The sequence below is a fragment of the Nocardia sp. NPDC058518 genome (assembly GCF_042719655.1).
Classification (GTDB): domain Bacteria; phylum Actinomycetota; class Actinomycetes; order Mycobacteriales; family Mycobacteriaceae; genus Nocardia.
On the sequence record NZ_JBHXNJ010000004.1, the window covers coordinates 1 to 16,536 of the forward strand.

At 66.6% G+C, this 16,536-nt stretch carries 17 protein-coding genes; 5 read left to right on the plus strand and 12 right to left on the minus strand.

All coding sequences use genetic code 11. The features are described 5' to 3' along the window. Window positions 1-26 precede the first annotated feature (26 nt). From ACFWPX_RS09055 to ACFWPX_RS09065, 3 genes are all read right to left on the minus strand, one after another. Entirely contained in the window at window positions 27-809 is a 783-nt protein-coding gene (locus ACFWPX_RS09055; protein ID WP_378926974.1) for an ABC transporter permease, read from the minus strand. Next, window positions 806-1,870, minus strand: coding sequence for an ATP-binding cassette domain-containing protein (locus ACFWPX_RS09060; protein WP_378926976.1), 1,065 nt, complete (start codon window positions 1,868-1,870; stop codon window positions 806-808). Before ACFWPX_RS09060 ends, ACFWPX_RS09055 begins: the two co-directional genes overlap by 4 nt. A gap of 83 nt (window positions 1,871-1,953) precedes the next feature. Continuing rightward, window positions 1,954-2,481: an EXLDI protein gene (locus ACFWPX_RS09065; RefSeq protein WP_378916194.1), complete on the minus strand. Its 528-nt coding sequence runs from the start codon at window positions 2,479-2,481 to the stop codon at window positions 1,954-1,956. 140 nt (window positions 2,482-2,621) lie between these two features. Between ACFWPX_RS09065 and ACFWPX_RS09070 the strand changes: the two genes are divergently transcribed. Genes ACFWPX_RS09070 through ACFWPX_RS09085 form a run of 4 tightly spaced genes read left to right on the plus strand, consistent with a single transcriptional unit; the run spans window position 2,622 to window position 7,004 of the window. Beyond that, entirely contained in the window at window positions 2,622-4,307 is a 1,686-nt protein-coding gene (locus ACFWPX_RS09070) for a thiamine pyrophosphate-binding protein (RefSeq protein WP_378926978.1), read from the plus strand. Beyond that, window positions 4,304-4,963: an SRPBCC family protein gene (locus tag ACFWPX_RS09075; protein ID WP_378916189.1), complete on the plus strand. Its 660-nt coding sequence runs from the start codon at window positions 4,304-4,306 to the stop codon at window positions 4,961-4,963. The genes ACFWPX_RS09070 and ACFWPX_RS09075 overlap by 4 nt, the downstream gene beginning before the upstream one ends. Before the next feature lie 2 nt (window positions 4,964-4,965). Next, entirely contained in the window at window positions 4,966-5,979 is a 1,014-nt protein-coding gene (locus tag ACFWPX_RS09080; protein WP_378927205.1) for a 3-oxoacyl-ACP synthase III family protein, read from the plus strand. 11 nt (window positions 5,980-5,990) lie between these two features. After that, window positions 5,991-7,004 carry a pyridoxal phosphate-dependent aminotransferase gene (locus ACFWPX_RS09085; RefSeq protein ID WP_378926979.1) on the plus strand — a complete coding sequence of 338 codons (1,014 nt, stop codon included), beginning with the start codon at window positions 5,991-5,993 and terminating at the stop codon, window positions 7,002-7,004. A gap of 105 nt (window positions 7,005-7,109) precedes the next feature. Here ACFWPX_RS09085 and ACFWPX_RS09090 read toward each other — a convergent pair whose 3' ends face one another. The 5 genes from ACFWPX_RS09090 to ACFWPX_RS09110 form a co-directional block, all read right to left on the minus strand. Beyond that, the gene (locus tag ACFWPX_RS09090; RefSeq protein ID WP_378926980.1) at window positions 7,110-7,499 is read right to left on the minus strand and encodes a hypothetical protein; all 390 of its coding nucleotides are present in this window, start codon (window positions 7,497-7,499) and stop codon (window positions 7,110-7,112) included. Window positions 7,500-7,577: 78 nt separating this feature from the next. Beyond that, window positions 7,578-7,889 (minus strand): hypothetical protein, encoded by a 312-nt coding sequence (locus ACFWPX_RS09095; RefSeq protein ID WP_378926982.1) that lies wholly within the window; start codon window positions 7,887-7,889, stop codon window positions 7,578-7,580. A gap of 74 nt (window positions 7,890-7,963) precedes the next feature. Then, window positions 7,964-8,170: a hypothetical protein gene (locus ACFWPX_RS09100; RefSeq protein ID WP_378926983.1), complete on the minus strand. Its 207-nt coding sequence runs from the start codon at window positions 8,168-8,170 to the stop codon at window positions 7,964-7,966. Between the two features lie 510 nt (window positions 8,171-8,680). After that, the gene (locus tag ACFWPX_RS09105) at window positions 8,681-8,962 is read right to left on the minus strand and encodes a hypothetical protein (RefSeq protein ID WP_378926984.1); all 282 of its coding nucleotides are present in this window, start codon (window positions 8,960-8,962) and stop codon (window positions 8,681-8,683) included. A 62-nt stretch (window positions 8,963-9,024) separates the two neighbouring features. Next, window positions 9,025-9,432: an SdpI family protein gene (locus ACFWPX_RS09110; RefSeq protein WP_378926985.1), complete on the minus strand. Its 408-nt coding sequence runs from the start codon at window positions 9,430-9,432 to the stop codon at window positions 9,025-9,027. A gap of 202 nt (window positions 9,433-9,634) precedes the next feature. Between ACFWPX_RS09110 and leuS the strand changes: the two genes are divergently transcribed. Then, entirely contained in the window at window positions 9,635-12,475 is a 2,841-nt protein-coding gene (leuS, locus tag ACFWPX_RS09115; protein WP_378926986.1) for a leucine--tRNA ligase, read from the plus strand. 93 nt (window positions 12,476-12,568) lie between these two features. Here leuS and ACFWPX_RS09120 read toward each other — a convergent pair whose 3' ends face one another. The 4 genes from ACFWPX_RS09120 to ACFWPX_RS09135 all read right to left on the minus strand — a co-directional run bounded on the left by ACFWPX_RS09120 (window position 12,569) and on the right by ACFWPX_RS09135 (window position 16,506). Next, window positions 12,569-13,438 carry an SGNH/GDSL hydrolase family protein gene (locus tag ACFWPX_RS09120; RefSeq protein ID WP_378926987.1) on the minus strand — a complete coding sequence of 290 codons (870 nt, stop codon included), beginning with the start codon at window positions 13,436-13,438 and terminating at the stop codon, window positions 12,569-12,571. 108 nt (window positions 13,439-13,546) lie between these two features. Further along, entirely contained in the window at window positions 13,547-14,698 is a 1,152-nt protein-coding gene (locus ACFWPX_RS09125; protein WP_378926988.1) for an IS4 family transposase, read from the minus strand. A gap of 135 nt (window positions 14,699-14,833) precedes the next feature. After that, a complete protein-coding gene (locus tag ACFWPX_RS09130; protein WP_378927206.1) occupies window positions 14,834-15,622 on the minus strand; it encodes a polysaccharide deacetylase family protein in 789 nt (262 codons plus the stop codon). Between the two features lie 194 nt (window positions 15,623-15,816). Beyond that, entirely contained in the window at window positions 15,817-16,506 is a 690-nt protein-coding gene (locus ACFWPX_RS09135; protein ID WP_378926990.1) for an SDR family oxidoreductase, read from the minus strand. Window positions 16,507-16,536 lie beyond the last annotated feature (30 nt).

Sequence of the window (16,536 nt, forward strand, 5' to 3'; positions counted from 1 at the left end):
CCCGGCGCCCGGGCCGCCGCGACAGGCTACTTCGCTTGCTTGCCGAAGATCGACTTCGACCACAGGAAGCCGCCGCCCGCGATGACCGCGCACCAGACCAGCGAGATCCAGCCGTTGGCGCCGATCTCGGTGCCCATCAGCAGCCCACGCAGCGTCTCGGTGATGGGCGTGAAGGGCTGGTACTCGGCGAACTGGCGCATCCCGACCGGCATCGTGTCGGTGGCGACGAGGCCACTGCCGAGGAAGGGCAGCAGCACGATGGGAAATGGTGCGTTGCTGGCACTTTCGGGGGTGGGCGAGAGCAGGCCGAGCGCGATGGCCAGCCAGGTGAAGGCGAACGTCACCAGTGCGAGCAGCCCGAACGCGCCGACCCACTCGACGACGTTCGCGTTCGGCCGGAAGCCGACCAGCATCGCGACGGCGGTCATCGCGACAACACCCGCCATCGCCTGGATGAGCGCCCCGAGCACGTGCCCGGTGAGCACCGAGGACTGCGAAATCGCCATCACCCGAAAGCGATTCACGATCCCCTTGCTCGCGTCGGTGGCGATCGAGACCGCTACCGACACCGTGAGATAGGCGGGCAACAGCAACATCATGCCCGGTGCCAGATAGTCGATATAGCTACCGCCCGAGGACTTCTCGAGCGCCCCGCCGAAGACGTACTTGAACACCAGCATCAGCACGATCGGCATGATGATGATGCTGAACGTCATGCTCGGGTAGCGCTTGACGTGAATCATGTTGCGCCGCAACATCGTCATCGTGTCGGCGAAGGCGTAGGACTTGGACTTGGTCAGAGTGGTCATCGCAGTGACTCCTGCTCGATGGTGGCGCGGCTGTTGACATTGGGCATGCTCGGGCGGCCTGCGTGGTCACGCTCCGCTTCCGCCTCCGGCCGCTGACCGCTCATGCCGGTGAGGGTGAGGAAGACGTCGTCGAGATTCGGGGTGTGCACGGAAATGCCGCCCGCTTCGATGTTTTCGGCATCGAGTAGGTCGAGCACGGCGCGCAGGGAACGCACGCCGCCGTCGCTCGGCACGGCGAGGGTCAGCCCGTCGGTGCCCTCGACGACCTTCGCCGTCGAGCCGAACGCGCGCTGGGCGGCTGCCACGTCGGGCTGATCGGTGAAGTCGATGCGGATGTGGCCGCCCGGGATCAGCCGTTTCAGTTCCGCCGCGGTGCCTTCGGCGACGATCCGGCCGTTGTCGAGTACCGCGATGCGATCGGCCAGGTGGTCGGCCTCCTCGAGGTACTGGGTGGTGAGGAAGACGGTGACGCCGAGATCGTCGACCAGGCCGCGGATGATCTCCCAGATGGAGCGGCGGCTGCGCGGGTCGAGGCCGGTGGTCGGTTCGTCGAGGAAGATCACCCGCGGATTGCCGACCAGCGTCATCGCCAGATCGAGCCTGCGGGTCATGCCGCCGGAGTAGGTGCTCGCGGGCTTGTCGGCGGCCTCGACCAGGTCGAATCGTTCGAGCAATTCGTCTGCCAGAGTGCGGGTTTCGCGGCGCGGTAGATGGTTCAGGTCGCCCATCATGTGCAGGTTCTCCCGGCCGGTCAGCAGCTCGTCGACCGCGGCGAACTGCCCGGTGACGCCGATCAGCTCACGCACCGCGCCGCGCTCGGTCACCACATCGTGGCCGCCAACGGCGCACTCCCCCGAGTCGCCTGCGATCAGTGTGGTGAGGATCTGCACGGTGGTGGTCTTGCCCGCGCCGTTGGGGCCGAGCAGGGAGAAGACGGTGCCCTCGGCGACGGTGATGTCGATGCCGTCGAGAACTGTTTTGTCGCCGTAGGCCTTGTGCAGGCCGCGTGCGGTGATGGCCGAGTTGACCATGATCGTCCCTTTCCACAGGATTGCATTCATTACTGCGAATATGTGCATGAGTTATCGACACAGCCCCCAGGGGCTGCGGTTCGGGTGTTCGGTGTGTGGTTGTGGTCGAGGAGTTAGATGTCGAGTTCCTCGATCTGCGGGTGCGCGACGATGTCTTCGACCTTGCGGAACAGCTTGTCGGGGATGCGCCCCTTCAGTGCCTTCAGGTCGTCGAGAATCTCGTATTCGTAATCGCCCCAGTCCCAGGGCCGGTCACCGATGCCGAACATCCGGCGCCAGTACTTCCAGTCCTTCATGTCACCGGCGGCCTCGCCGGTCGGGTAGTCCTCCCACCGCGCGATGTGCGTATGGAGCACCAGCTTGCCCTTGCGGCTGCGATAGACCTTCTGGTCCACCACCTCCCCGTCGCCGATGTCGCGCCATTCGCCCAGCAGGGAGCCGAGGAAGCGCACCTGCCGAACACCGTCGCGACCCACCTGCAAGACGACCTCCTCGAAGCCGGCCTCGCGACCTTCTTCCAGCTCGATGAGCCTGCGCAGCGCGCTGACCACGGTGCTGGAGAGGTTGCCGCCGACGAGCTCCTGAGCCCGCTGGAACACGGGGAGATCGTCGTCGGATACGTAGATCGTCTTGTTGGGCATGAACTCACTATACGTATATGTGTACGTACACACAAGGGTTAGTTTTCGCCCACCCTCTGAACTCCCCCTCGGCCCGCCTCGTAGTCCAGGCAGACGCGGTGCACAACGGCGTCACATTTCGTCGCGGAGAAGGAGGGCCGATGCCGGACAGAGTGGTCGACTACCTGGTACGAACGGTAGCCGACCGGGGAATCACCCAGATCTTCGGCGTCGACGGCGCCAATATCGAGGACCTGTACGACGCGATCTTCGACGCGGGCGGTTCGCCTGCCGGAATCGTCGCCAAGCACGAGTTCTCCGCGGCCACGATGGCTGACGGGTACGCGCGCAGCACCGGCGGGATGGGGGTCGTCGCCGCCACTTCGGGCGGTGGGGCCATGAATCTCGTTGCTGGACTTGCTGAATCGTTCGCCTCGCGGGTACCGGTGCTGGCCTTGATCGGACAAGCTCCCACCAGCCTCGAAGGGGCAGGCGCATTTCAGGATTCGAGCGGCCTGGCCGAATCCATCGATGCGGCAGCACTGTTCGCCACGGTGAGCCGGTACTGCGCCCGCGTGACCGACCCGGCCGAGCTACCCGCCCAGCTCGAGGCGGCGATCGCCGCGGCCGAGGGTGGTGGGCCCGCCGTGCTACTGATTCCGAAAGATGTTCAGCAACAGTCGATGCCGGACATGCCAGTCGTGTCGACCGCCGAGGCAGGCCGAGACTGCCTTGCACCCGGCATTTCCGCGCCCACCATCGCGGCAGAACTCGCCGACGCCCGCCGCATCGGAAAGGTGGTGATCATCGCCGGTGATCAGATCGCTCGCGACAATGCCCGCGCCGAACTCGCCGAACTGGTGGCCGCGCTCGACGCCTCCATCGGCGTCGCCCCCGATGCCAAGGACGTGTATTCCAACACCGGCCCCGGCTACTGCGGTGTCGCGGGCAGCATGGGCCATGCCGAGCTGGTCGAGGCTCTGGCGGCGGCGAGCGCCTGTCTGCTGATCGGCACCCGCCTGCCGATCACCGCCCGCGCCGGCCTCGATGCCGCCCTCGCCGATCTGCCGGTACTCAGCGTCGGCGCACTACCGCCCTACCTGGCGACAACCCACGCCACCAGCGCGGATCTCGCTGAAACCATCACCGCACTGCTGGCAGGCCTCGGCGCGACGCCGGGCACGAGCGCGCACGCCACCGAGCTCACCGCGATGACCGTCCCCGAAGCCGCGGGGCCCGGCCTGCGCTATCGCACCGTCGTCGAGGCGATCCAGCGCGCGCTGCCCGACGGCGCCGATGTTTTCGCCGACGCGGGTAACACCGGCGCGTCGGTGGTGCATTACCTACGGGTACCCGAGCGCGGACGTTTCACGGTCGCACTCGGGATGGGCGGAATGGGTTACGCCTTCGGCGCGGGCATCGGTTCCGCGTTCGCCCGCCGCGCCGCGCCCGACGGCCCGCACCGCACCGTCGTCATCGCGGGTGACGGCTCGTTCTTCATGCACGGCATGGAGATGCACACTGCGATCGAACACGACCTGCCCATCACCTTCGTGGTGTTCAACAACAACGCGCACGCCATGTGCGTTACCCGCGAACAGCTCTACTACCAGGATCGATACAGCTTCAACCGCTTTCAACCGTCCCATCTGGGGGCGGGCATCGCGGCCATGTTCCCCGGGCTGCCCGCCCGCACCGTCTCCGACGCCCACCGGTTGTCCGACGCACTGGACCACAGCTTCGCCGCCACCGGACCCTCGTTTCTCGAAATCCTCTGTGACCCGGACGAAGTCCCGCCGTTTCTGCCCTTCTTGTCCGCCCTCGAATCATCCAGGAGCACCCCGTGACCACCAGCGCCCTGCCTGCCCTGTCCGACATCCCCGAGGAGGTGGTGCCCGGCGTCATCCGAATCGAGAACTCCGACCGGGAGACCACCACGCCGATCATCATGGACATGCTGCGTTCGGTGTATCCGCACGACCAGATCTTCGGCGATTACTGCCCCGTGCAGACCTACATCGCCGCACCGCCGCGCGAGGTCTACGAATACCTCGCCGACACTCGCTCGCTGGAGGAGTGGACCTACAGCCTGCGCGGATTCGTCGAAACCGACGAGCCCGGACTGTGGCTGTCCTACGACCGCCTCGGTGACACGACCAAATGTTTCACCCGCACCGTCGCCCATCCCGACGCGATGACCGTCGACTATCACTGCGCGTGGGACCAGTCCGAGCACCTCTGGATGATCTATCTGATGCGGGTGATCGACGCCAAGGTGGTGTTCAACAAGCCCGGTTCGGTGGTGACGTGGGTCAACTGCAAACACCCCTTCTACGACGAGAACGGCTATCCCGAAACAGCTCCGCCGAAGCGCCCGGTCTGGGTCGGCGATTTCTGGGAAATGTTCTCCGCCGGACACCAGCTCGAGCTGGACAACCTCAAAGCCATCTGTGAGTACCGCGCGGCCAATGGGCTGCCGATCAAGCCGGAGTGGATGCAGTGAATATGCCGCAGGTGAGTCTGGTCGATGTCGCGAGCTATCTGCCCGGTGACCCCGTCCCGACCGACTATTTCACCCAGTTCTCGCGTTCGGAGCGGATGGCGAAGAACGTGATGTTCCGTTCGCCGACCGGCCGCCACCACATCGGCCGCGACGAAACCGCCGTCGACATGGCCGAGCAGGCCTTCGCCGTGCTGCGCGAACGCCACGGCGCCGACCTCGCCGCCGAGATCGACATCATCATCACCCACACCCAGCTGCCCGATAATCCGGTGCTCGGCGCCGGGCCCGAACTGGCTCGCAGGCTCGGCGCTAAACCGTCGCAGGTGCTCGACGTGCACAACAGCGGTTGCGCGGCGTTCGTCCAGATGATGGCGATGGCCCGGATGATGATGGCCACCAGCGACGCGAAGACCGCGCTGATCGTCGCCGCGCAGAATTGCGCGGGACCGGTGTTCACCCAGCCCGACATCCGGAAACTGGCACAGGCGCCGGTGCCCGGTGACGGGTGCGGAATCGGCCTGCTGCGCAAGGATGATTCGGGTCCGATCCTCGATATCGAAACCCGGACCTATCCCGAATTCGCCGGTGATATGGACTTCACCACGAATGGTCCGCGCAAGTACTGGGAGCCGGGCGAGGGCCAGGGCTGCGTGAGCTTCTCCGAATCCAAGATCACCAAGGTATTCGCGCGCGGCAACCGGCTCGTGCCCGAGGTGGCGCTTGCGGTGTGCGCGCGGATCGGGGTGAAGAGCAAAGATATCGATACCTTCATCACCAACCAGCCGAATCGGCTGTTCCTGCGCAACTGGCACGACGCGCTGGAACTGCCCGCCGAACGTCATCCCGATACCTTCGATCAGTGCGGAAACCTGTTCGCCGCGGGCATTCCCGTGACGCTCGACGCGGAGAACCGGGCAGGCCGGTTGCGCAACGGTTCGGTGGTGCTGCTGTCGGCGTTCGCGCACGCGGGCGATTTCGCCGGTGCGGCGGCTATTCGCTGGGGCGCCGCGCGATGACTGTGCGGCTGGTGGAACCGACCATCCCTTCCCGCCGGTTCCACACCACGGCGACACCCACGCTGTTCGACCTCGGTCTCAGCGAGAACCCCTTCCCGCCACTGCCTTCCATTCTGGAGGCGGTGAATATCGCGCTGACCCAGGCCAACCGGTATCCGGAGTTCCTTCCGGAGGAACTGCCGCGGGTCATCGCCGATCATCTCGGGGTCTCGCCCGACGACGTGGTGGTCGGCGCGGGGGCCACCGGGGTCGCGATGCAGGTGATGCGGGCGCTCGGCAGCGGTGAACTCCTCACCAGTACACCGACTTTCGACGGGTACCCGATCATGGCCGACATGGCCGGGATGACGCTGGTCCCGGTCCCGCTCGACACCGGCGGCAATCAGGACCTGACCGCCATGCGCCGCTCGGTGAACCGGCGCACCGGCCTGGTCGTGCTGTGCCGCCCGCACAACCCCACCGGGACCGTCCTCGACGCGGCGGCGGTCCGATCCTTCCTCGCCGCGATCCCCCGCCGAGTGCCGGTCCTGCTCGACGAGGCCTACGTCGAATTCCTCGATCCGGCAGACCGTCTCGACATCCACACCCTGCTGCACCAGCACCCGAATCTGCTGATCCTTCGCACCTTCTCCAAGGCGTACGGATTGGCCGGGCTGCGGATCGGCTACTGCGTGGGCCGCGGCAAGCTGATCGAACGAATCCGCAACCAGCAGTTACCCTTCGGCATCCCCACCGCGTCCATCGCCGCGGTGCGCGCCGCCTACGCCGCGGGCACCGAACTCCGCGACCGTATCGACCACATCAACCACGAACGAGAGCTCCTGCGAATGACATTGCGTGCCTGCGGAATCGAGGTGCCCCGCAGCTACGCGAACTTCCTCTACCTGCCCGGTCCCGGCGTGGCCACCGCCCTGCGCCGCGCCGGCATCAGGGCAAAGGCCTACCCCGACGGTAGCGCCCGCATCGCGGTCGGCGACCCCGTCGCGGGCCGCGCCGTCCACGCCGCCCTCGCCGACCTGCGGTAATCAGTTCGGCAACGGAACCCGACCCGGCCCTGCCGCCGGGTCATCACGACCGGGACCTGGATCCCTCCACCAGGTCCCGGTCCTCCGCGGTTCAATCCCCGCAGTTCAGCAGCTGCTACTGCCGCCGCCGCAACTGCTACTACTGCCGCCGCCACAGCTGCTGCTGCTGCTTCCACCGCCACAGCTGCTGCTGCTCGACCCGGAGTCGCAGCTACCCGACCAGCTGCCACTAGTGCTGCTGCCGCTGGACCAGCCGCCGTCAGCGGAACTCCAGCTGGTCGACCCCGAGCTGTATCTCCGCTGACGAGCACGAGCCAGCTCCCGGGCCCGCCTGTTCGCGGCGATGCGGGCACGCCGCTCCGGCCTGCCCTGCGGATCGGACACCTGCTGAACAATCGCCACGATGATCATGATCGGCACCGTCACGATCCCGACCACTCCGACCAACCCGATAAGCAGCGCAAGAATCGTTCCGATCACGTCGCCGATACTCATGGGACCCCTCCTCGCTCGATCAGCTTGTCGAGGCCGACCGTAACCGCGAGTTCTTGCAATCCCCTTGTGGCCGACCTGTCAGCCGCCGCCCCCACCACCGCCACCACAACCACCACTGCTGCTGCCGCCGCCACAACTGCTGCCACCACCGCCGCAGCTGCTACCGCTGTCACCGACGCCGATAGTGCCCGCACCGGCCCCACCCGCGCCCCAACCCCGGTTGCGGCGCCCGGACGGGCCGGTGTTCCCGGACCCGCGGGCGAGCTGGACGCAACCGGTCCCGATGAAGCCCAACGCGACCGCCACGGTCAGCACACCGATCACCGGCGCGAAGACGCCGATGAATATGCCGATGAACAACAGGGCAAGCCCCGAACCGAATACCTTCATGATTCCCCCGATTCAGTCGTTACTACGGTGTACCCCAACGCTTTCAGCGCAAACGAGCCGCCGATCCGCCCCTCTTATCTCTTCGCCTGCCCCGACGTAGCACGCCGACGCGCCCGGCGGACGGCGGCCGCGTGTCGTTCGGTTTTGGCTTCCGGTGTGACACCGAGCATGACGAGCCCGAACAGCACCAGCACGATCGTGGTCGCCAGTAGAACGGCTCCCGTACCCCCGCCGACCAATAGGCCGACTACAGCGACGATGAACGCCACGACAAAGAACATGATTCCTCCCCCGAGAAGAGCATCGCCGATTCCGGCGACACCGATTTGCCTACTAGAGCGCGGCGCCGATCAGTCGCCGCCGCCACCACCACAACCGCCGCCCCCGCAGCCGCTGCCACCCCCGCCGCAACCACTACCACCACTTCCGCTGCTTCCCCCACTGCCGCCACCGTGATGTTGCCCGCCGCCGTCACCGAACCAGCTGACCCCGGCCGCAGACGTACCAACCCCCCACCGCCGCTTCGACTTCCGTGAACCTCCGGGATCACGAAGGATGAGAAACCCGCCGACCGCGAAGACAACAGCCGCGATGACGAGCACGACAATCCCCGCGACCGCCGAATAGCTGGTAGTGATCGCCCCGACCAATGCGATCAAAAGCCCCGCCCCGACAACCTTCACGATTCCCCCCGATCAAGGTCCTGCCTCAGTTGTACCGGAGCGCAGGACCTGCCGCCACCGCCGACCACTCACCGCTACCCGACGGGTGCCGCAGCGGAATGCCGACGGTCAGTCCCCACCACCACCGCCGCCGGACCCGGAATTCCCACCGTCGTAGGTGGTACTCAGCGAGTCCGCGTCGTCGATCCCGCGCCGACCTGCCTTCCCACCGGTATCGAAGCGCCGGCGCTGATACCCGGACCGCAGACGACGAGCATTGCGTATTTGCAGAACCGCACCGGTCACCAGCAGCACCACCGCGATGCCCACTATCGCGAGACCGACGGGCAACGCATGGCCGGCGACAATCACACCGACCAACCCGACGAGAAACGACGCGCCGAAAATCATGAGGAACTCCCCCTGCTCAGACCGTACTTTCGTTGTACGGGATCGCAGGGCCTTCCGCCAGGTCAGTTGGCGGGCGCGCAGGTGTCGCGGAGGGAGCAGCCGCCGCAGGAGGAGCCGCAGCCGCCGACGGGCGCGGGGGGCAGCAGGGGTTCTACTGTGCGGGCTGCGGCGTTGGCGCCCGCGCCGAGGGTGAAGACCGCGATTACCGCGACCAGTGCGGCTACGCCGAGGCTCGCGAAGCCACCGGCTACCAGCACGACCAGCCCGCCGGCGAACAGCAGGGCGCCCGCGCCGACAGAGGTGGGGGCGGCGATCCGGTTAGCGAGGCGGAAATTGTCGTCGCTGTGCAGCGCGGCTTCGGTGGTGACACCGAGGAAGCGGTTGCGGGGCAGTTTGCCGAGCAGTCCGAGCACGCCGGTCACGATGGCGACCGCGGCCAGCGCGAACAACAGGAGAGCGACGACGACCATTCATGCAGGCTAGCGCACCCGTAAAGACCCGAAATCAGGGCTCCCCGCCCAGGGTGACCGGCCACACACCGCCGGTGCGCGCCGACGGGGCCGCACAGGACCGGGCGGCACGTTCTCGGCCCTTGGGAAATCACCTCGCACCGACGTTCTACGCTGTTAGACGATGTTTACCGGGGATCGGCGAGAACAAGAAGGCAGGACCGTGCAGGACACTCGTGCAACCGAGACTGACGTACCTCAGCACCGGTACAACGCCGAGCTGGCTGGGCGGATCGAGCGCCGCTGGCAGCAGAACTGGACCGAGCGCGGCACCTTCAACGCGCCCAACCCGGTAGGGCCGCTCGCCGGCGAGACGCCGACCGACAAGCTGTTCATCCAGGACATGTTCCCGTTCCCCTCGGGCGCGGGCCTGCACGTGGGTCACCCGCTCGGCTATATCGCCACCGACGTGTTCGGCCGCTACCACCGCATGCGTGGCCGCAACGTGCTGCACGCACTCGGCTACGACGCCTTCGGCCTGCCCGCCGAGCAGTACGCCGTGCAGACCGGCGCGCACCCACGGGTGACCACCGAGGCCAATATCGCGACGATGCAGCGTCAGCTGGACCGCCTCGGCCTCGGCCACGACCCGCGGCGCTCGTTCGCCACGACCGACCCCGAGTACTACCGGTGGACGCAGTGGATCTTCCTGCGCATCTACAACGCCTGGTACGACCAGGAAGCCGGGCGCGCCCGCCCCATCGCCGAGCTGGAAGAGCAGTTCGCCACGGGCGCGCGTCCGGTTCCCGACGGCGACTGGAACACCATGTCGGCGGCCGGACGCGGTGCGCTGATCGACTCGTATCGCCTTGTCTACCAGTCTGATTCGATCGTGAACTGGTGCCCAGGGTTGGGCACGGTGCTGTCGAACGAAGAGGTCACCACCGACGGACGCAGCGAGCGCGGGAACTTCCCCGTGTTCCGTAAGCGCATGTGGCAGTGGATGATGCGCATCACCTCCTACTCCGATCGTCTGGTCGACGACCTGGACACGCTGGACTGGCCGGACAACGTGAAGTCCATGCAACGCAACTGGATCGGGCGTTCGCGCGGCGCCCAGGTGCGGTTCGACGCCGACGGCGAGACCATCGAGGTGTTCACCACCCGACCCGACACCCTGTTCGGCGCGACCTATGTCGTGCTGGCCCCCGAGCACGAGCTGGTCGACAAGCTGACCGCCGATGCCTGGCCCGCCGGCACCGACGCCCGCTGGACCAACGACAGCGCCACCCCGGCCGAAGCCGTTGCCGCATACCGCAAGTCGATCGCGGCGAAGTCGGATCTGGAACGTCAGGAGAACAAGGAGAAGACCGGCGTCTTCCTCGGCTCCTACGCCACCAACCCGGCCGACGGCACGCAGGTGCCGATCTTCATCGCCGATTACGTGCTGAGCGGCTACGGCACCGGCGCCATCATGGCGGTGCCCGGCCACGACCACCGCGACTGGGATTTCGCGACCACACTCGGCCTGCCGATCATCGAGGTGATCGCGGGCGGCGACGTCGGCGAAGCCGTCCATTCCGGCGACGGCGAACTGGTGAATTCTGGTTTCCTGAACGGACTTTCGGTCGACGAGGCCAAGGCCACCATGATCGGGCACCTCGAAGCCGAGGGGCACGGCACAGGCACCGTCCAGTACAAGCTGCGCGACTGGCTGTTCGCGCGTCAGCGGTATTGGGGCGAGCCGTTCCCGATCGTCTACGACGCCGACGGTGTGGCGCACGCGCTGCCGGAATCCATGCTGCCCGTGGAACTTCCGGAGATGGAGGATTTCGCGCCGGTCACCTTCGACGCCGACGACGCGAACTCCGAGCCGTCCCCGCCGCTGGCCAAGGCCACCGACTGGGTGAACGTCGAACTGGACCTGGGCGACGGGCCGAAGCAGTACCGCCGCGACACCAATGTCATGCCCAACTGGGCCGGTTCCTCCTGGTACCAGCTGCGCTACGCCGACCCGACCAACGCCGAGACGTTCTGCGCCGAGGAGAACGAGCAGTACTGGCTGGGCCCGCGCACGGCCGAGCACGGCCCGAACGACCCCGGCGGTGTCGACCTGTACATCGGTGGTGTGGAGCACGCGGTGCTGCACCTGCTGTACGCGCGGTTCTGGCAGAAAGTGCTCTTCGACCTGGGCGATGTGTCCGGCAGCGAGCCCTACCGCCGCCTGTACAACCAGGGCATGGTGCAGGCTTACGCGTACACGGACTCTCGTGGCGCGTACGTGCCCGCCGCCGAGATCGTCGAGCGTGATGCAAAGTTCTTCTGGACCGGTGCCGATGGTGTCGAGATCGAGGTCTTCCAGGAGTACGGCAAGATCGGCAAGTCACTGAAGAACGCCATCTCGCCCGACGAGATGTGCGATCTGTACGGCGCCGACACCTTCCGTTTCTACGAGATGTCGATGGGTCCGCTGGACACCTCGCGCCCGTGGGCGACCAAGGATGTCGTCGGCGCGCACCGCTTCCTGCAGCGCGTGTGGCGTCTGGTGGTCGACGAGGAGACCGGCACGGTGAAGGCCACCGAGGCTGCGCCGTCGGACGAAACCCTGCGCCTGGTGCACCGCACCATCGCCGGTGTCGACGAAGACCTGGCCGCCCTGCGCGACAACACCGCGGGCGCCAAGCTGATCGAGCTGACCAACCACCTCACCAAGAACTACCCCGACGGCGCCCCGCGCGCCGCCGTGGAACCCCTGGTGTTGATGCTGGCTCCGCTCGCGCCGCACATCGCCGAGGAACTGTGGGAGCGCCTCGGCCACACCACCTCCCTCGCGCACGGCCCGTTCCCGATCGCCGATCCCGCACTGCTGGTTGCGGATTCGGTCGAATACCCGATCCAGGTGAAGGGCAAGGTGCGCAGCCGCATCCAGGTCCCCGCCGATGCCGATCCGGCCACCATCGAGGCAGCGGCGCTGGCCGACGAGAAGGTTGTCGCCCTGCTCGCGGGTCAAGCACCCCGCAAGGTGATCGTGGTCCCGGGAAAGATGGTCAACATCGTCCCCTGACTTCCGGCTCGCGCCGAGGGCAGTTGCCCCTCGGCAACGACGAAGGCGGTCCCTGGTCGCCGAGGCTCAGCAGGGACCGCCCTTATCGTGGTGTCAGCGGATCGCGGCCAGAACCTGGTCGGCCATCTTCTGCATGCCGAGCGCGTTCGGATGGATCGGCACGAAGTTCAGGCCCAGCGCGGCCGGCTCGACCCAGCGGGTGCCGATGGGCTTGCAGGAGTCGTGGCCGATGGAGCTCGACATGTCGACGAAGGTGGCGCCCGTCTCGTCGGCGGCGCGCTTGACGACGCTGTTGACGGTGGCCTGAATGTTGTTGATGTACGGGACGTCACCCTTGGCGATCGACATCTTCACGAAGCAGTTGGTGTTGTCCGCCGGCATCACCTGCGGATACCCCACGATGGCAACCTTCGCGGACGGCGCCTTGGCTCGGATGTCGGTGAGGGCCTTCTTCACCTCGGGGTAGGTCTTGTTCAGGACGTCGTTGACGAACCTGGTGCCGTAGATGTCCTCGCAGGGGTTACCGAAGCCGAGTGTCGCCGCTCCGGCGCTGAGACAGGCGGAGATCACCTTGATCAGGGTGTCGTTGTTGTTGCCGCCGATGGTCAAGGTGACGAGCTTGGTGTCGGCGGTGACGGCGTCGAGCTGAGGGGTCAGGCTCGGGTACTGCTTGCCGTAGAAGTCTTCGGTCTTGGCGCCGCCACACGTGACGTCGGTGAACGAGCCGACGCCGAGAGACTTCGCGACGAGGTTCGGGTAGTTGCGCGTGGTTCGCGCGCACACCGGGGTGACAGTGGGGTCGAGCGGGATGATGCCGGATCCCGCGCTGTAGCTGTCGCCCATCGCGACATACGGACTGAGGCTCGGTGTCGCCTGGACCGGGGCGGCCGCCACCAGGGCGAGGCCGGCCGCAACAGCCGTCGTGATAGCCGCAGCAATCTGCGTGCGAACAAAGTTGACCATGCAAAACTCCAGTTCCGACATTCACAGTTACCTTTCGGTAACGATTGAGCGAAGGAACTGTGACACGTCACGTGTGACGTGCGCAACAGGAGAATTCGACGGGATCGTTTACTTAACCCGGTGTGGTGACGAGTCGGCGGTGACCAAGCCCGGAACGCCGCTCCACTGCATCATGCTGCGAACCGCGTTATGCACGCACAGGTAGCTGTAGAGCTCCTGGATCACGCCGTCCGGCGACTTCGACCGCAGCACCGCGCCCGCGCCCCGCCGATGGGTCGCGAGCACGCCGAACAGTGTCTCGACGTCCCGCTGCTGTGCGTGTACTCCGACCAGCTCGTCCGCTGGTGCGGCCGTGGGATCGGTAATGGTGGTCAGCAATCGGCCGGTTCGCTCCCCGCCGCCGACCGTGTCGGCTCCGGACGTGGCCGGCGAATACTCGATGACCCGCACCGCGATCCCGTCCCGGCCCTGTGTATATCCACCCGTCACCGGATTCACCCGCGATTCGAAAGACCCGTCGGAACACCACTTTTCGACCGGAAGCGCGGCATCCGTTCGCCACAGCAGGTCCGCGCCGGAAGATCGGCACAGACGGCGGCACAGCGGCGCGTGATCGGCGATCAGCAGCATCCCTGGGCGAAGTGATCGCACGAGGGATTCGGTGAGGGTCTGCTCGTTTTGCCCGCAGGTCCCGAACGCGACGTCGATGACCGCGCGTGAACCGCACTCGATCAACCCGATGACCCGCATCCGGGGCAACGACGGGCCCACACTGGAGGACGGCGGACCGAACTGCTCGACATTCGCCTCGCTACCCGGCAGTTCCAATGTCGATCCATCAACGCTCATCAGCCGCCAGGATCGGTAGAAACCCCCGGGAAACCGGGGATCGGCCAGTGGCACCGCCACCTTGTCGAACAGCACACGCAGCGGTTCCGGGCCCAAGCGCTTACGCGCCTGGAACAGCGCGGCCTTCGTCGGAACCACCCTCTGGTGTGGCCATCCCAAAGCCCACTCGAGCCCCGCCGTGACCTTGCGCATCACCTCCTCGTACGAGGAGGGAGCGAACAGCGCCAGCGAGAGCACGTAGTAGACCACAAAACGCGCGGGCAGCAGTCGATCGCGGCGTTCGACCCGACCACACTCGATCAGCGCCGCGTCGACGACATCGGGTGGAAAAACCCTGGTCAACACGCCTAACGCGATGAAGTCGGGCCACCGCCGATCATCCGCCGACCGCGCCGATCCACTGCGGGGCACAGCTGGCAGGATACTCGCTCTAAGTAAACTGAAAATCTTCCTGCCAGCGCCGATGGCCGCTTCCGCCGCCGAACGGAACGATCCCTGACCCTGGTCACATCGCCGGGGACACTGCCGAGCGTGCGCCGGTTCGACTCAGGCTCGCACCTGGAGAACGTCGTTCAACGTCACCAGTGACAGGTTGCGCTCCTTGATGATATCGACGAGCTGGCCGTAGCAGTGGGTGACCGGGGGGAAATTGGCGTGGCCGATGATGATCGACTGGGCGGCGAAGTACTTGTAGGCGCATTCGATCAGGTATTCCTCGGTGATGAGGCCTGAGTCGGAGAGCGAGCCGTACCACATGGTGGGGACGGTGTAGCCGAGGTCGGCGGCCACCTTGTCGACGGTGGCGTTGTGATAGCCGAACGGCGGGCGATAGAACGGGGTGCCGTCGACGCCGAAGTTGTTGCGCAGGAAGGTTTTCGTGCGGCTGAGCTGGTCGGCGACCTCCGTGGTGCCGATCTTGGTCAAGGCGGCGTGGTCCCAGGTGTGGTTGCCGAGCTGAATCTGGCCCGAGTCGACCAGCGGACGCATCGCGTCGCGGTGGATGGTCCAGGATTCGTAGTAGCCGGTGACGAAGAAGGTGAAGCGGGCGCCGGTGTCCCTGGCCCATTTCACGTAGGCGCCAACGACTTCGGGGCTGGCTCCGTCATCGACGGTCAGTGCCATGGAAAGACCCTGACCCGGGAGCGCGGTGATGGGTTTCGGGGGAATGATCGACTTCGGGCCGCCCGGCGGGGGCGGGAGCAGGGGCTGTGCGGGGGCCGGAACGGTTGGCGGCGTGGGGATCTCACCGGCGGACCCGGCCTCGACGGCCTCGCCTTCGGCGGTCGCGCAGCCGGTCAGCGCCACGGCGGTACCCGCGGCCAACATCGCCAGCATTCGACGTCTGTCCACTTACCAACCCCTACTCGAAACCGGGTGCACCTCGCCGCGAGCCAGGGCACGATCAAATCAGCGGGACGGTACCCACCGAATCCATCGAGCACCTGAACCAGCGGATACCTCTGTGCGAATTCCAGCGTCGGCCCCATGGACGCGGTTATCGGCGACCATACCGAATCGTATGGTCTCTTTCAGCGGGGACGCAGCACGATCTCGGTCGGATGCCCGTCACGCGGTGTGTCGAGGGCGGTTCGCACGGCACCGGCCACCGTCTCGGCGGTGAGGAATTCCTCCGGCCGGTACTCGCGACCCTCGTCGGCAACGATCGCGCGCTGCATATCGGTGTCGATGCGGCCGGGGAACAGCGAGGTCACCCGCAGCGATGGCTCCTCTTGACGCAGCGCGTCAGCGAAGGCACGCAGCCCGAATTTGCTCGCCGCGTAGGAACCCCAACCAGGATGCGCGCGCAGACCCGCACCCGAATTGATCAGCACCACATGCCCGTTCGCGGCGCGCAACGCGGGCAGCAACACCCGCGTCAGCTCGGCGACGGCGATCAGATTGACCTCGAGAGTTTCGCGCCACTGCTCGACCGAGGACTCCGCGACCGTACCGAGATCGGCGACACCCGCGTTGTGAACGAGGACATCGAGCCGCGAGATCCGCTCGGCGGCCGCCGCCACAGCGGGGTAGTCGGTGAGCGGCACGGGCCAGCCGGTCGCGTCGGGCAGCTCGGTGAGAATCGGCTTCAGCGCATCGGCGGATCGGGCGCCCAGCAGCAGATCGTGGGTGGGCGCGAGCTCGCGGGCGATCGCGGCGCCGAGTCCGCGGCTCGCGCCGGTGATGAGAGCGGTCGGGGCGGGAGTACTGGTCACCGTCATGGGTCCCACGCTAGCGGGCACGGAGATCTC